This is a genomic window from Pseudomonas sp. B707, from assembly GCF_022496685.1.
Taxonomy (GTDB): domain Bacteria; phylum Pseudomonadota; class Gammaproteobacteria; order Pseudomonadales; family Pseudomonadaceae; genus Aquipseudomonas; species Aquipseudomonas paraglycinae.
Genome location: NZ_WTVE01000030.1, coordinates 24,407 through 38,518 on the forward strand (window position 1 = coordinate 24,407; position 14,112 = coordinate 38,518).

At 60.6% G+C, this 14,112-nt stretch carries 17 protein-coding genes; 10 read left to right on the forward strand and 7 right to left on the reverse strand.

Annotation, left to right across the window (positions count from 1 at the left end; genetic code table 11):
• Positions 1–201 precede the first annotated feature (201 nt).
• On the forward strand, positions 202–480 hold the full coding sequence (locus tag GQX66_RS18735; RefSeq protein WP_039769924.1) for a DUF3509 domain-containing protein: 279 nt from the start codon (positions 202–204) through the stop codon (positions 478–480).
• Positions 481–558: 78 nt separating this feature from the next.
• Here the strand turns inward: GQX66_RS18735 and mtnC are convergent, their stop codons facing one another.
• The 5 genes from mtnC to aroC all read right to left on the reverse strand — a co-directional run bounded on the left by mtnC (position 559) and on the right by aroC (position 4,775).
• Positions 559–1,242, reverse strand: a complete 684-nt coding sequence (mtnC, locus tag GQX66_RS18740; RefSeq protein WP_102688279.1) for an acireductone synthase — start codon at positions 1,240–1,242, stop codon at positions 559–561.
• A gap of 4 nt (positions 1,243–1,246) precedes the next feature.
• Entirely contained in the window at positions 1,247–1,792 is a 546-nt protein-coding gene (locus tag GQX66_RS18745) for an acireductone dioxygenase (RefSeq protein ID WP_039770173.1), read from the reverse strand.
• Positions 1,793–1,883: 91 nt separating this feature from the next.
• The gene (locus GQX66_RS18750; RefSeq protein WP_007959997.1) at positions 1,884–2,510 is read right to left on the reverse strand and encodes a methylthioribulose 1-phosphate dehydratase; all 627 of its coding nucleotides are present in this window, start codon (positions 2,508–2,510) and stop codon (positions 1,884–1,886) included.
• On the reverse strand, positions 2,507–3,652 hold the full coding sequence (locus tag GQX66_RS18755; RefSeq protein WP_011333208.1) for an MFS transporter: 1,146 nt from the start codon (positions 3,650–3,652) through the stop codon (positions 2,507–2,509). The genes GQX66_RS18750 and GQX66_RS18755 overlap by 4 nt, the downstream gene beginning before the upstream one ends.
• 31 nt (positions 3,653–3,683) lie before the next feature.
• On the reverse strand, positions 3,684–4,775 hold the full coding sequence (aroC, locus tag GQX66_RS18760) for a chorismate synthase (protein ID WP_011333207.1): 1,092 nt from the start codon (positions 4,773–4,775) through the stop codon (positions 3,684–3,686).
• 130 nt (positions 4,776–4,905) lie between these two features.
• On the opposite strand from aroC, the gene GQX66_RS18765 reads away from it, so the two are divergent.
• Together GQX66_RS18765 and GQX66_RS18770 are read left to right on the forward strand one after the other, a co-directional pair.
• Positions 4,906–5,859: an alpha/beta fold hydrolase gene (locus tag GQX66_RS18765; protein ID WP_102688278.1), complete on the forward strand. Its 954-nt coding sequence runs from the start codon at positions 4,906–4,908 to the stop codon at positions 5,857–5,859.
• A gap of 96 nt (positions 5,860–5,955) precedes the next feature.
• Positions 5,956–6,747, forward strand: a complete 792-nt coding sequence (locus GQX66_RS18770; protein ID WP_240870422.1) for a hypothetical protein — start codon at positions 5,956–5,958, stop codon at positions 6,745–6,747.
• Between the two features lie 108 nt (positions 6,748–6,855).
• On the opposite strand, the gene prmB is transcribed toward GQX66_RS18770, so the two are convergent.
• Positions 6,856–7,764 (reverse strand): 50S ribosomal protein L3 N(5)-glutamine methyltransferase, encoded by a 909-nt coding sequence (gene prmB / locus GQX66_RS18775; protein ID WP_007960007.1) that lies wholly within the window; start codon positions 7,762–7,764, stop codon positions 6,856–6,858.
• 239 nt (positions 7,765–8,003) lie between these two features.
• Between prmB and GQX66_RS18780 the strand changes: the two genes are divergently transcribed.
• From GQX66_RS18780 to GQX66_RS18800, 5 genes are all read left to right on the forward strand, one after another.
• Positions 8,004–8,594, forward strand: coding sequence for a cysteine hydrolase family protein (locus tag GQX66_RS18780; protein ID WP_011333204.1), 591 nt, complete (start codon positions 8,004–8,006; stop codon positions 8,592–8,594).
• Positions 8,595–8,725: 131 nt separating this feature from the next.
• The gene (locus GQX66_RS18785; RefSeq protein ID WP_007960009.1) at positions 8,726–9,046 is read left to right on the forward strand and encodes a hypothetical protein; all 321 of its coding nucleotides are present in this window, start codon (positions 8,726–8,728) and stop codon (positions 9,044–9,046) included.
• 73 nt (positions 9,047–9,119) lie between these two features.
• On the forward strand, positions 9,120–9,677 hold the full coding sequence (locus GQX66_RS18790) for a Smr/MutS family protein (protein WP_129973345.1): 558 nt from the start codon (positions 9,120–9,122) through the stop codon (positions 9,675–9,677).
• A 77-nt stretch (positions 9,678–9,754) separates the two neighbouring features.
• On the forward strand, positions 9,755–10,300 hold the full coding sequence (gene folE, locus GQX66_RS18795) for a GTP cyclohydrolase I FolE (protein ID WP_003204506.1): 546 nt from the start codon (positions 9,755–9,757) through the stop codon (positions 10,298–10,300).
• 102 nt (positions 10,301–10,402) lie between these two features.
• Positions 10,403–10,774 (forward strand): glutathione S-transferase N-terminal domain-containing protein, encoded by a 372-nt coding sequence (locus tag GQX66_RS18800; protein WP_240870424.1) that lies wholly within the window; start codon positions 10,403–10,405, stop codon positions 10,772–10,774.
• 31 nt (positions 10,775–10,805) lie between these two features.
• Here the strand turns inward: GQX66_RS18800 and GQX66_RS18805 are convergent, their stop codons facing one another.
• Entirely contained in the window at positions 10,806–11,972 is a 1,167-nt protein-coding gene (locus GQX66_RS18805; RefSeq protein WP_240870426.1) for a PLP-dependent aminotransferase family protein, read from the reverse strand.
• Between the two features lie 82 nt (positions 11,973–12,054).
• Here GQX66_RS18805 and GQX66_RS18810 point away from each other — a divergent pair, with 82 nt between their 5' ends.
• The gene (locus tag GQX66_RS18810) at positions 12,055–12,498 is read left to right on the forward strand and encodes a MarR family transcriptional regulator (protein ID WP_085748497.1); all 444 of its coding nucleotides are present in this window, start codon (positions 12,055–12,057) and stop codon (positions 12,496–12,498) included.
• Positions 12,499–12,694: 196 nt separating this feature from the next.
• Positions 12,695–14,044, forward strand: coding sequence for an NCS2 family permease (locus tag GQX66_RS18815; protein WP_007960018.1), 1,350 nt, complete (start codon positions 12,695–12,697; stop codon positions 14,042–14,044).
• Positions 14,045–14,112 lie beyond the last annotated feature (68 nt).

The following is a 14,112-nucleotide window of genomic DNA, read 5'->3' on the forward strand; positions in this document are numbered from 1 at the left end:
GGTATTGGTTCAATCGAATCGACAATGATCCCGCAAAATGCAGGATGCACGATGGCCATTCATGCAGATTGCACGACAGCCGAAACCAGCAGATTTTATAAATTACTGATTTATAAGGATTTTTAAAAACTCAAATACTGGCACAATCGCTGCAACTCCCTATACATGCTTGCCATTCAAGTGCATACGGAGCTGAAAGACATGAACCTGATCCAAGAAAAATTTACCTCCCTGTTTTCCAACTTCGCCGTCACCACCCAGCCCCGTCCCGATGGCGGGATCCTGCTGACGCTGAAGAGTGCCGACGGCAAAGTGTTCAAACGTGCGCTCACGTATCAGCAACTGCATACCGGTGATCAACTGTCGTGGGCGATCAGCGCGATCCGTCGTGATCTGGCGGAACAGGCCAGCGAGCTGCCACAGATCGGCATGCTGCAAAGCCAGCAGCGTTTTGCCCTGCCGACCTATCACTCGATGTAATTCGAACACCGTATAAACAGACAGGCCGTGGAGCTTTCGCTTCACGGCCTGTTTTTTTTGCGCGTCGATTGTGTGAACTCAGAACGCTTCCGGCTCAATCCCGGTGAAGCTGTCGACGGTCACATGCCCTGCCAGTTCCCCGCCTTCACGGGCCAGGCCGCAGGTTTGCAAGCCGGCTGACTGGGCGGCGTCGAGCTCCTGGACGATGTCCGAGAGGAACAGGATTTCCTGCGGTTCGACACCGATGGCCTGCTGGATATTGCTGTACGACTGCGCCTCGCGCTTGGGGCCCGACGTCGTGTCGAAGTAGCCACTGAACAGCGGCGTCAGATCCCCTGCTTCCGAGCAGCCGAAAATCAGCTTTTGCGCCTGAATCGAACCGGACGAATACACAAACAGTTGATGACCGGCCTGATGCCAGCGCTGGAGCGCTTCAACGGCGTCCGGGTAAACATGGCCTTTCAACTGCCCGGCCTGATAACCCTGCTCCCAGACCATGCCCTGCAACGCTTTCAGCGGCGTGGCCTTGCGGTCTTCGGCGATCCAGGCCAGCAGAATTTCCACGACTCGCTCGACATCAGCCTGCGGTTCGTTGCTGTCGCGGCGCACGGCGTCCAGTTGCTCGGCAACGTCGGCACGCTGGGCGTTCTGGCGAACGAAGTCTGGCAGGTGCTTCGCCGCATACGGGAACAGCACGTCGAACACAAAACTCACTGCGCTGGTGGTGCCTTCGATGTCGGTGAGAATGACCTTGATCGACATCGGCTCAGTCCTCCAGACGCGGGAAGCGGCCGGCGATGTCTTCGCCGGTGAAGTTGGCGACCCAGCCTTCAGGGTTGTTGAACAGGCGGATCGCCACGAAATGCGGGTTCTCGCCCATGTCGAACCAGTGCTTGGTGCCGGCCGGCACCGAAATCAGGTCGTTCTTCTCGCACAGTACGGCGTAGACGTAATCGTCGATGTGCAAGGTAAACAGGCCACGACCGGCGACGAAGAAACGCACTTCGTCTTCACCATGGCGATGTTCTTCGAGGAACTTGGCGCGCAATTCGGCTTTTTGCGGGTGATCGCTGTTGAGGCTGATCACATCGACCGTGATGTAACCGCGCTCGGTCATCAGTTTATCGATCTGTTCTTTATAGGCACCGATCACTTCTTCCTGGCTGGCGCCGGGCTGGATCTTCGCGGCGGCTTGCCAACGGTCGAAGCGCACGCCCTGCTCGGCCAGGGTCGAAGCGATGTCTTCGAAATGGGTCAGCACCTTGTTCGGAATCTCGGGGCTGGAAACGTGATAGACGGACAGGCTGCTCATGGGGCATTCCTCGGTATCGGCCTTGCCGTCCGGTTCTTCGAGACCGGTCGGGCACTGCATTCATCAGGCAAAGGGGCTGGTTCTGGTGAAGTCAGCCTTGGCGGTTCATGACGCTGCGGGTCTTCAACTCGCATTCAAACAGGAATTCAAAGGCCTCGATCTGACGCAACGCGTCGCTCATCTGCGCGCCCCAGGTGTAGAGGCCGTGGCCGCGAATCAGATAACCGACGCAATCGGGATGGGCGTCGAGCCAAGGCTGCACCTTGGCGGCGAGGCGCGCAATGTCCTGATCGTTGTCGAAGATCGGCACGCGCACCCGGGATTCGTGGGTCGAGATGCCGCTGAAAGCTTTTTGCAGTTCGTAGTCTTCGAACTCGATGAAGTCTTGCGGCGTCAGTCGCGACAGCACCGTGGCGTTCACCGAGTGAGTGTGCAACACCGCGCCGATCTCCGGGCGCCAGCTGTAGAGCTGGGTATGCAACAAGGTTTCGGCGGACGGCTTTTTGCCGGGCTCAAGACTGTTGCCGGACAGGTCGGTGGCGAGCACGTCGTCCAGGCCCAACTGGCCCTTGTGCTTGCCGGACACGGTCAGCAGCGCTTCGCTCGGCGACAGGCGCGTCGAGTAATTGCTGCTGGTGGCCGGCGACCAGCCGCGACCATAAAGAAAACGCCCGGCGTCGACAATTTGCTGGGCAAGCTGTTCACGGGTAAGGCTCATGGCCTGTCCTCTTGCATTCGAATGGCAATGATAACGGCAGCGGCGAGCGCTGCGAGACTGGCAATACTAAAGGTCAATGTCGCGCCGAGGGCATTCCAGCTGTAGCCGGAATACAACGCGCCGAGCGCGCCACCGGTGCCGGCCAGCGCTGCATACAGCGCCTGGCCCTGTCCTTGCTGGCGCGCGCCGAAGCTACGTTGCACGAACGCGATGGCAGCCGCATGAAAGCTGCCGAAGGTCGCCGCGTGCAGCACCTGGGCAAACAGCAAGACCCAGAGGAACTCGGCGAACGAACCTAGCAGCAACCAGCGCAACGCCGCCAGCAGAAAACTCGCCATTAGCACCCGCCGCAGGGAAAAACGCGCGAGGATCCGGCTCATGGCCATGAACATCAGCACTTCCGCCACCACGCCGACCGCCCAGAGCATGCCGATCACGCCACGGCTGTAACCCAGTCGCTCAAGGTGCAGAGTCAAAAACGTGTAATACGGCCCGTGGCTCATCTGCATCAGCGCCACGCAACCGTAGAATGCCAGCACCCCGGGATTGCGCAATTGCTTGAGAAAGCCCTCGCCTGTCGGCCGGTTGCCCTGAGGCGGCTGAGCGTTCGGCACCCACAGACTGCTGAGCACGATGCCAGCCATGATCAGCACCAGCGCCGCCGGGTAGATGTCGAGGCTGAGCCATTCGAACAGGCGACCGAGGGCGACCACGGTGATGATGAAACCGATCGAGCCCCAGAGGCGGATCTGGCTGTAGCGAGACGTCTGGCCCTGCAAATGCGCGAGGGTGATGACTTCGAACTGCGGCAGCACCGCGTGCCAGAAGAAGGCGTGCAAGGCCATGACCATCGCCAGCCAGGCGTAGGTCTTGCTGACGAAAATCAGCGAGAAAGTCAGCAGCGTACACACCGCGCCAAAGCGCACGATGGCCAGGCGCCTGCCGGTGTAATCGCCGAGCCAGCCCCAGATGTTCGGCGCCACGCAGCGCATCAGCATCGGGATCGCCACCAGCTCGCCGATGCGCGCGGCGCTGAATCCGAGGTGATCGAAGTACAGCGCCAGAAACGGCGCCGTCGAACCGAGCAAGGCGAAATAGAACAGATAGAAACTGGACAGCCGCCAGTACGGGAGCGCCGCCACGGTCAGACCGCGGCGGCTTTGAGATCACCCATCAAAGCTGACCCAGCACCGGGGTGCTCACGCGCACATCGGCGTTCTGGCCACGGTGACGCAGCAGGTGATCCATCAGCACGATGGCCATCATCGCCTCGGCAATCGGCGTAGCGCGGATACCGACACATGGGTCGTGACGGCCCTTGGTAATGACATCGACAGGGTTGCCGTCAATGTCGATCGAACGGCCCGGGGTGGTGATGCTCGAGGTCGGCTTCAACGCCAGGTGCGCGACGATCGGCTGACCCGAAGAGATCCCGCCGAGAATGCCGCCGGCGTTGTTGCTGAGGAAACCTTCCGGAGTCAGCTCATCACGGTGTTCGGTGCCGCGCTGGGCAACGCAGGCGAAACCGGCGCCGATTTCCACGCCTTTGACCGCGTTGATGCTCATCAGTGCGTGGGCCAGTTCGGCGTCGAGACGGTCGAAGATCGGCTCGCCCAGGCCCGGCATCACACCTTCGGCAACCACGGTGATCTTCGCCCCGACGGAATCCTGATCGCGACGCAGCTGGTCCATGTAGGCTTCCAGCTCCGGCACCTTGTCCGGGTCCGGGCTGAAGAAGGCGTTCTGCTCGACCGATTCCCAGGTCTTGAACGGGATCTCGATCGGGCCGAGCTGGCTCATGTAGCCGCGAATGACAATGCCCTGGCTGGCCAGGTATTTCTTGGCGATGGCGCCGGCCGCGACGCGCATGGCGGTTTCCCGCGCCGAGCTGCGACCGCCGCCGCGATAATCGCGCTCGCCGTATTTGTGGTGGTAGGTGTAGTCGGCGTGGGCCGGGCGGAACAGGTCCTTGATCGCCGAGTAGTCCTTGGACTTCTGGTCGGTGTTGCGGATCAGCAGGCCGATGGAGCAGCCGGTGGTGCGGCCCTCGAACACGCCGGAAAGGATTTCGACTTCGTCGGCTTCCTGGCGCTGGGTGGTGTGGCGGCTGGTGCCCGGCTTGCGGCGATCGAGGTCGCGTTGCAGGTCCTCAAGGGAAATCTCCAGGCCCGGCGGGCAGCCGTCGACAATGGCGACCAACGCCGGACCATGGCTTTCGCCCGCGGTGGTGACAGTGAACAGCTTGCCGTAGGTATTGCCGGACATGCAGGACGCTCCGTGAAATCGAACCCAAATTCGTGATGCGCGCCAGTATACGCAGGCTAACCGAGTAGTTCATCCTCGAACCTTAGCGGTGTGGGTGAGTCCAACCGGCACCTTGGCAAATGATGGCGTGATGATGCTGCGAGTTTTGATCTTGAGCCTTTCCCTGTTTACCGGCTTCGTCCAGGCAACTGTCCTGCAACGACCGGTCACGTTGACTACCGACAATGGCGAACTTTTCGGCTCGCTGTTGCTGCCAAAATCCGACAGCCCCGTGCCGGTTGTCCTGATCCTTTCCGGCTCGGGTCCTACCGATCGTGACGGAAACAACCCCGATGGCGGGCGCAATGACAGCCTCAAGCGACTGGCCTGGGTGCTGGCCAAACACAATGTCGCCAGCGTGCGTTTCGACAAGCGCGGGGTGGCGGCCAGCCTTGCGGCTACCCCGGACGAGCGAAACCTGTCGGTGGAAGCCTATGTGGCGGACGCCGTGGCCTGGGGTCAGAAGCTTAAAGCCGATCCGCGCTTCGGCCCGTTGATCCTGCTCGGCCACAGCGAAGGCGCGCTGATTGCCAGCCTGGCGGCGCCAAAGGTCGACGCGGCGGCGGTCATCTCGCTCTCCGGCACGGCCCGACCGATCGATCAGGTGCTGCGTCGGCAACTGGCCCGCAGCCTCCCTCCCCCGCTAATGCTGCGCAGCAACGAACTGCTCGACAGCCTCAAGGCCGGGCGCACCGACGACAATGTGCCGGCGCCGTTGCAGGTGATCTTCCGTCCGAGTGTACAGCCGTACCTGATTTCGCTGTTCCGTCAGGATCCGGCGGCGGCCTTCGCCCAGCTGAAAATGCCGGCGCTGATCGTGCAAGGCAGCAACGACATTCAGGTTCAGGTCGATGATGCGAAATTGCTCAAGGCCGCCAAACCGGACGCGCAACTGGCGCTGATCGAAGGCATGAACCACGTGTTGCGCATCGTGCCCAACGACGTGAAGCGGCAACTGGCCTCCTACAAGGACCCGAATTTGCCGCTGGCGGCGGAACTGGGGACACGCGTCCTTGAATTTATTGACGGACTTCGCACCCGTTAAGCTCTTTTACCCTCTAGGACTTTGAAAAACGGCCGATAAGCCTTTGTCGCCAGCGTACTGGCTGGCGGCAAGCAGCTTGGACAGGATCTCGCCGTTATGACTGATACCCAGACTTCACCCGACACCACCGCTGAAAAAGACGCACCGCCAGCGGTCGAGCTGCCATGGGCGGATGTCCACGTCGAGCACCACAAGATGCTCCGCCTGGCGCCGTTGCAGACCGACCGCAACACCGGCGGGCGGCCGCTGCGCTTCGTTGAATTCGGTTACGCCGAGCGCAACGGCAAAGAACACAGTCTGATGCGCATGGCGATCAAGTTGCCCGCTCAGCGCGTGCGCAAAGAGCAGAATCACCTGGACGTGTGGGTCGACCATACGACCAAACGCGTGCATTTCGGCCCGGACAGCGGTTTGCAGATCGAACCGATGAACCGTGGCATCGGCCGTTTCATGGCTGCCCAGGGCATCAACTGGGCAAAAAAACGCTGGCCCACCTACACCGTCGACGGCATGGACTTGAACAACAAGGACGCGCTGAACGAGGACACTCGCCTGCGCCGCGATCACTTTTTGCGGGTGCACGGCTTTGATGTGGTTTACGCCGACGCCCAGCATTTGAAGGGTAGCGTCAAAGAAGCGAAGGTCGGCGACCTGCTGGGTGACTGGAACAGCGAAAAGCTGCAGATCGTCGAAATTCTTGAAGCTGCGCAGATGTTGCAGCAGGCCGAGCAGAATCTGGCCGAACAGGAAGTGAAGCTGAAGAAGCAGGAAGACAAGGTCAGCAAGTTCAAGCGTGAAGACGCCGGTTTGCGTTTCACCATTACTTGCCTGGTGGCGTTTGCGGTGTTTCAGGCCGGGTTGCTGATCTGGATTGCAACGCACCGCTGACTGATCTTTCCTACACTCCGCGTTTGACTCGGATGGGACGCGGAGCGTCCCGGGCTGCATTCCCACGCAGACGGTTCGACGCCTCGACGTGGGAACGATCGACGTCAGTCAGACGCGGGAAGCGAACAGTGCCTGATGGGCGCGGCACTGTTCGGCGGTCAGCATGAACACGCCATGCCCGCCGCGCTCGAACTCCAGCCAGGCGAAATCGACTTCCGGGTACAGCGCCTCGACGTGGACCTGGCTGTTGCCCACCTCGACAATCAGCAAACCCTTCTCGGTCAGATGATCCGCCGCTTCGGCGAGCATCCGGCGCACCAGGTTCAAACCGTCATCGCCGCAGGCCAGGCCCAGTTCCGGCTCGTGCTGGTATTCGTCCGGCATGTCGGCGAAATCTTCCGCATCGACGTAGGGCGGGTTCGACACGATCAGGTCGAAACGTTGACCCGGCAGGCCGTCGAAACCATCGCCCTGCACGGTGAACACACGCTCATCGACGCCATGACGCTCGATGTTCTGGTTCGCCACTTCCAGCGCTTCGAACGACAGATCCGCCAGCACCACTTCGGCGTTCTGGAACTCGTAGGCGCAGGCGATGCCGATGCAGCCGGAGCCGGTGCACAGGTCGAGAATCCGCGCCGGCTCGTCGCCGATCCATGGGGCAAAACGGTTTTCGATCAGTTCGCCAATCGGCGAGCGCGGGATCAGCACGCGCTCATCGACGATGAACGACATGCCGCAGAACCAGGCTTCGCCCAGCAGGTAAGCGGTTGGAATGCGTTCTTCGATGCGGCGCTTGAGCAGGCGTTGAAGATTGACCAGTTCGTCGTCTTCCAGCGCGCAATCCAGATAGCTGTCGGCGATTTCCCATGGCAGGTGCAAGGCACCGAGCACTAGCTGTCGGGCTTCGTCCCAGGCATTGTCAGTGCCATGGCCGAAAAACAGATCCTCCCCATGGAAGCGGCTGACGGCCCAACGAATGTGGTCGCGCAGGGTACGAAGTCGGGAAGTGATCACGGGGCAGAACTCCAGAAAAAACGACTGGCGATTCTAGCAGCCAAAACGCGCCGCGACGACGCAGGAAAGATTCCGGGGCGACGGTAGGACGCTTCCGATTTTCCCCTCGGCTATTGAACAGATCGTGTAACTTGACAAGGCTGCAGGCCAGCAACGACGGTGTCTACGATGGTAGCGATTCACAGAACCGCTCAGCCAGAGGACAATGTCGCAAAAGCCCCACCCGAAGGAGCCCCAGAATGTCCGTTCCAAAAACGATGTTTCAACTCAGCGGTCGCGGTTACGCAGCGGCCACGTTGAGCCATGCCACCGTGGTCATCATCGATGCCCAGAAAGAGTACCTCAGCGGCCCGCTGGCCCTGAGCGGCATGGACGCGGCTGTCGCGAACATCAAACAACTGGTTGCCGCCGCCCGCGCAGCCGGCCGACCGATCGTGCATGTGCGCCACCTCGGCACCGTCGGCGGTCTGTTCGACCCGCAGGGCGAACGCGGCGAATTCATCCCCGGCCTGGAACCCCAGGGCGATGAAACCATCATCGGCAAACTGCTGCCGAGCGCCTTCCACGGCACCGAACTCTACGATCGTCTGCAAACCATCGGCTCGCTGGACCTGATCGTCTGCGGTTTCATGAGCCACTCCAGCGTCAGCACCACCGTGCGCGCGGCGAAGAACCTGGGTTTCCGCTGCACCCTGGTCGAAGACGCCTGCGCCACCCGCGATCTGCCGTTCAAGGGCCGCGTACTCAGCGCCGAACAGGTACAGGAAGCGGAAATGGCAATCATGGCCGACAACTTCGCCACCCTCGCGCTGACTCAGGACCTGATCTGATCGACCGTAAATGAGCGGCTCAGCTCGCCGCTCATCTGCAAAAACCTCGCATTTGCTTCAATTACCCTAGCCTCAGGAACAACCCGGTCAACTCCCGGTCGAAGGGCCGATACCCATTGAGGAAGGTCGGAATGAAGTTATCCGATGGATTTGACGCACGCCGCTTGCGGCCCAAAGGCCAAAGCAACTGGCGATTTCGATTCGGCGCGGCGATCGCGGCCATTCTGGCCACGTTCGGCGTGCTGCTGGCGATGGCCGGGGCCGCCAGCCTGCTGGGGCGCCCGCCGGCGCTCGGCGATCTGAATGCAACACCGCTCGGCTCGGCGATCATTCTCGCGGTCGGCCTGCTGTTCCTGTATTTCGGTGTGGCCCTGTGGCGTCGTTGCCGGCGTCGCGCACGGCAATCGCGGGAATTGAACATGTCCCCGCACCTGATGAAAAAACACGATTGATCGACGGCCTGGCTTTTTGCCGGGCCGTTTTGTGTCTGTTTGGGTAAACTGGCCGCCCTTCGCGGAGGCTGACATGCAAGACGACGATTTTTCCCTGTTCAAAAGTGCGATCCAAGGCGTCAAGCCGATCAAGCACGACCGCGCCGACACCGGCAAACCCAAGGCAGACCGTGACCGGATCGCCAAGCTGCGCCAGTCCGCCACCGTGCGCACCGACACCCCTACCGTTGACGGCCTGTCCGATCAGTTCGTGATCGACGTCGGTCCCGAAGACGAGCTGATGTGGGCCCGCGACGGGGTGCAGGAAAGCCAGATGCGCAAGCTCAAGATCGGGCAGATCCCGTTTGAAGGCAGCCTCGACCTGCACGGCATGAGCGTCGAAAAGGCCCGCGAAACCCTTTGGGCCTTTCTCGCCGAAGCGACCAGATTCGAAATCCGCTGCGTGCGCGTCACCCACGGCAAGGCCGTGCGTCTGGACGGCAAGCGGCCGATGATCAAAAGCCACGTCAACACCTGGCTGCGCCAGCATGCGCAAGTACTCGGTTTCTGCTCGTGCCAGGCGAAACATGGCGGTGCCGGCGCCGTGTATGTGATGCTCAAACGCACCATGATGGAAGGCCGCGACGAATAATCCCGTCACACCGAACTTGCAGGGTCGTGTCCGCCACCGTACCCTTGCCCTTTGCGAAAATCCCCACAGGTAGTTTCATGTCCCTGGAACAGAATTACACCGCGATTCTCGGCCAATTGGGCGAGGACGTCTCCCGCGAGGGCCTGCTCGACACGCCAAAGCGTGCCGCCAAAGCCATGCAGTACCTCTGCCGCGGTTATGAACAGACGCTCGAAGAGGTCACCAACGGTGCCCTGTTCAGCTCCGACAACAGCGAAATGGTGCTGGTCAAGGACATCGAGCTCTACTCGTTGTGCGAACACCACCTGCTGCCGTTCATCGGCAAGGCCCACGTCGCGTACATCCCGAGCGGCAAAGTGCTGGGCCTGTCGAAGGTCGCGCGGATCGTCGACATGTACGCCCGCCGCCTGCAGATCCAGGAAAACCTCAGCCGCCAGATCGCCGATGCGGTCCAGCAGGTCACCGGCGCGCTGGGCGTGGCCGTGGTGATCGAGGCCAAGCACATGTGCATGATGATGCGCGGTGTCGAGAAACAGAATTCGTCGATGATCACCTCGGTGATGCTCGGTGAGTTCCGCGAAAACGCGGCGACCCGCAGCGAGTTTCTCAGCCTGATCAAGTAATGCGTGACACAAAAAAACCGGCGTTGATCGCCGGTTTTTTTTCGTCCGTGAAAAATCGGGTAAGCTGCGCGCCTTCTTCAATGTCCCTGTGAGGCTTGTAACGTGTTCGTCAAAGCGCTTCGTGTCGGCCTCGGCCAACTGATCATCTTCGTTGATTTCCTCACTCGCCCGGGCAAGAAGCAGCGCCCCGCCGCTGCCCAGGCTCAGGTTGATGCCGCCGCAAAGGACCTGACCCTGTATCAGTTCCACGCCTGCCCGTTCTGCGTGAAGACCCGCCGCAGCCTGCGCAGCCTGAACGTTCCGGTGGCCCTGAAGGATGCGAAAAACAACGAGCAGGATCGCCAGACCCTGCTGGAACAGGGCGGCAAGATCAAGGTGCCGTGCCTGCGCATCGAAGAGAACGGCCAGACCACCTGGATGTATGAGTCCAACACGATCATCGAATATCTGAACCAGCGGTTCGCCGCGGTCTGAATCAAAAAAACCGGCCTGAAGGCCGGTTTTTTCATGCTGCCTGCGCGGCCTGTGCCTGGCGCACCACCGCCGCTAGACGTTTGAGCCCTTCGTCCAGTCGGGCCGGATCGATGTGGCTGAAGTTCAGGCGCAGGTGGCCGGGGTTGCGATCCGGCTCGGGGAAGAACGGTTCGCCCGGCATGAACGCCACATCGTTGTCCAGCGCGGTGTTCAGCAACGTGCGGGTGTCCAGCGGTTGCTTCAGGGTCAGCCAGAAAAACAGCCCGCCCTGGGGTGTGTTCCAGTCCGCCAGATCGCCGAAGTGAGTTTCCAGCGCTGATTGAAATGCATCGCGACGCTGACGGTAGAAGCCACGCAATTCACTCAAGTGCTGCTGATATTTCTCACTGCCGATCCACTGCAACGCCTGCCACTGACCAATGCGGTTGGTGTGCAGATCCGCCGATTGTTTGAGCTTGAGCAGATGCGGAAACAGATCCGGGCTGGCGATCAGATAGCCGACGCGCAGACCTGGCAGCAGGGTTTTCGACACGGTGCTGGTGTAGATCCAGCTGGATTTTTTCAGGCGTCCGGCAATCGGCTGCGCGCTGCCGCCGTCGAAGGTCAGCTCGCGATAGGGCTCGTCTTCGATCAGGGTCACGCCGAATTCGTCGAGCAATGCCGCAACGGCTTCGCGCTTGGCTTCGCTATAGCGCACGGCAGACGGGTTCTGGAAGGTCGGAATCAAATAGATGAACGCCGGGCGATGCTGTTCCAGGCGTTGACGCAACTGCGCAAGATTCGGCCCGTCAGCCTCCAGCGGCACGGTCAGGCAATCGGCGCCGAACAGTTGGAAAATCTGCAAGGCCGCCAGATAGGTCGGCGCTTCGAGCAGGATTTCGGTGCCCTTGTCGATGTACAGCTTGGCCGCCAGATCGAGGGTTTGCTGGGAGCCACTGACCACCAGCACCTGACTCGCCTCACACGGCAAACCCAGCGCCCTCGCCTCTGCCGCCAGCGCTTCGCGCAGTGCTGGCTCGCCTTCACTCATGCCGTACTGGCCGAGAGACAGCGGCATCTCAGCCCATTCAACTTTCGGCAGCATCGCTTCGGCCGGTAAACCACCGGCGAATGACATGACCTCCGGGCGCTGAGCCGCGGCAAGGATTTCACGGATCAGAGAACTTTTGAGGCGCGAGACACGTTCGGAAAAAGCCATGGAAGTCACCGCTAGCGAGGCATGGGAAAAATGAGTCAAACTTGTTGACTGAAATTACGACACCCTCTCTGGAAACGTCAATATGCTTGACCTTAAAAACTGCGCCAGCCAGCAACAAGCCATGGAAGCGTTTTTCTTCGGTTACCAGGCGTTCACCGCCAAGGCCGATGAAATGCTCGAGCGTCGCGGCTTGTCCCGCGTGCATCAACGCATCGTGTTTTTCATCGCCCGTTACCCGAACCTGAGCGTCAAGGAATTGCTCGCGCTGCTCGGTGTCAGCAAGCAGGCGCTGAACATGCCGCTGCGGCAATTGCAGGAAATGCATCTGGTGAACAGCGTGGCGTCCGAGACCGACAAGCGTAAACGCCTGCTGGAGCTGACTGCTGAAGGCGCGAAATTTGAACAGGCTCTGCGTCGGGAACAGGTGAAATTGCTTGAACGCGTCTTTGCCGAAGCCGGCGAAACGGCGGTCAACGGCTGGCTGGCGGTGAATCTGGCGCTGGGAGCCAATCGCCCGAACGAGTGATATAGCTTGATCGCCAGTATTTTCGTCTACAAAACCAAAAACAATATTTGCTTTATTTGTACACAAAAGCATAATCCACAGCGTGCGAGTTCCTGACCGCATGGTCAACAAATTCGCGTATGCCTCAAAGGGCCGCTGCCACCCCTCATGGGTCCGGTCCTGGAAATAACAATAAAACTCTTGAGGAGTACTCGCTGTGGAAAGCCGCAAATCCGAAGCATCGACGCTGGAACTCTCGCCGCCGTTACGCAATGGCCTGCTGGAGCGCATCTTCAAACTCAGCTTGCATGGCACCACGGTGAAGACCGAGCTGATTGCCGGTCTGACAACCTTCATCACCATGGCTTACATCATTTTCGTCAACCCGAACATCATGGCCGATGCCGGGATCGATCACGGTGCAGCCTTCGTTGCCACCTGTATCGCCGCCGCGCTGGGCTGCCTGCTGATGGGCCTCTACGCCAACTGGCCGGTAGGCCTGGCGCCGGGCATGGGCCTCAACGCGTTTTTCACCTACACCGTGGTCGGCACCATGGGCTACAACTGGGAAACGGCCCTCGGTGCGGTGTTCGTCTCGGGCGTGCTGTTCATGATCCTGACCTTTTCGCGGATTCGCGAATGGCTGCTCAACAGCATTCCGGTGAGCCTGCGCTATGCGATGGGCGCGGGTGTGGGTCTGTTCCTCGGGCTGATCGGCCTCAAAACCGCCGGCATCGTCGTCGATAGCCCGGCCACCCTGATCAAACTCGGCTCGCTGCGTGAACCCGGTCCGCTGCTTGCCGCCATCTGCTTCCTGATGATCGCGATCCTCAGCTATCACAAAGTGTTCGGCGCGATCCTCATCAGCATCATCACCGTGACCCTGGCCGGCTGGGGCATTGGTCTGGTGCACTACGAGGGCATCATGTCCGCCCCGCCAAGCCTGGCACCGACCTTCATGGCCATGAACGTCGCCGGCGTATTCAACGTCAGCATGATCAGCGTGGTGCTGGCCTTCCTCTTCGTACACATGTTCGACACCGCCGGCACCCTGATGGGCGTCGCCCAGCGCGCCAACCTGGTGAACGCTGACGGTCGTATCGAAAACCTCTCCCGCGCCATGAAAGCCGACTCCGCCTCCAGCGTTTTCGGCGCAGTGGTCGGCGTTCCGCCGGTCACCAGTTACGTGGAAAGTGCCGCCGGCGTAGCGGCTGGTGGTCGGACTGGTCTTACCGCAGTCACCGTGGGTGTGCTATTTATAGCCGCGATGTTCTTTGCACCGCTGGCCGGCATGATTCCCGCCTATGCCACCGCCGGCGCGCTGATTTACGTAGCGATGCTGATGATGGGCGGCATGGCGCACATCGAATGGGACGAAGCGACCGACAGCATTCCGGCGATCGTCACCGCGATCATGATGCCGCTGACCTTCTCGGTCGCCGACGGTATCGCGCTGGGCTTCATTACCTATGTCGCGCTGAAGGCCGGCACCGGTAAATACAAAGAGATCTCCGTCAGCCTGTGGGTGCTCTGCGCGATCTTCATCGCCAAGTTCATCTTCCTGTAAGCGCTGCGCGGTTCACGCTTCAAAACAGCCTCACCCCACCGGGTGGGGCTTTTGCACATTCTTGATAA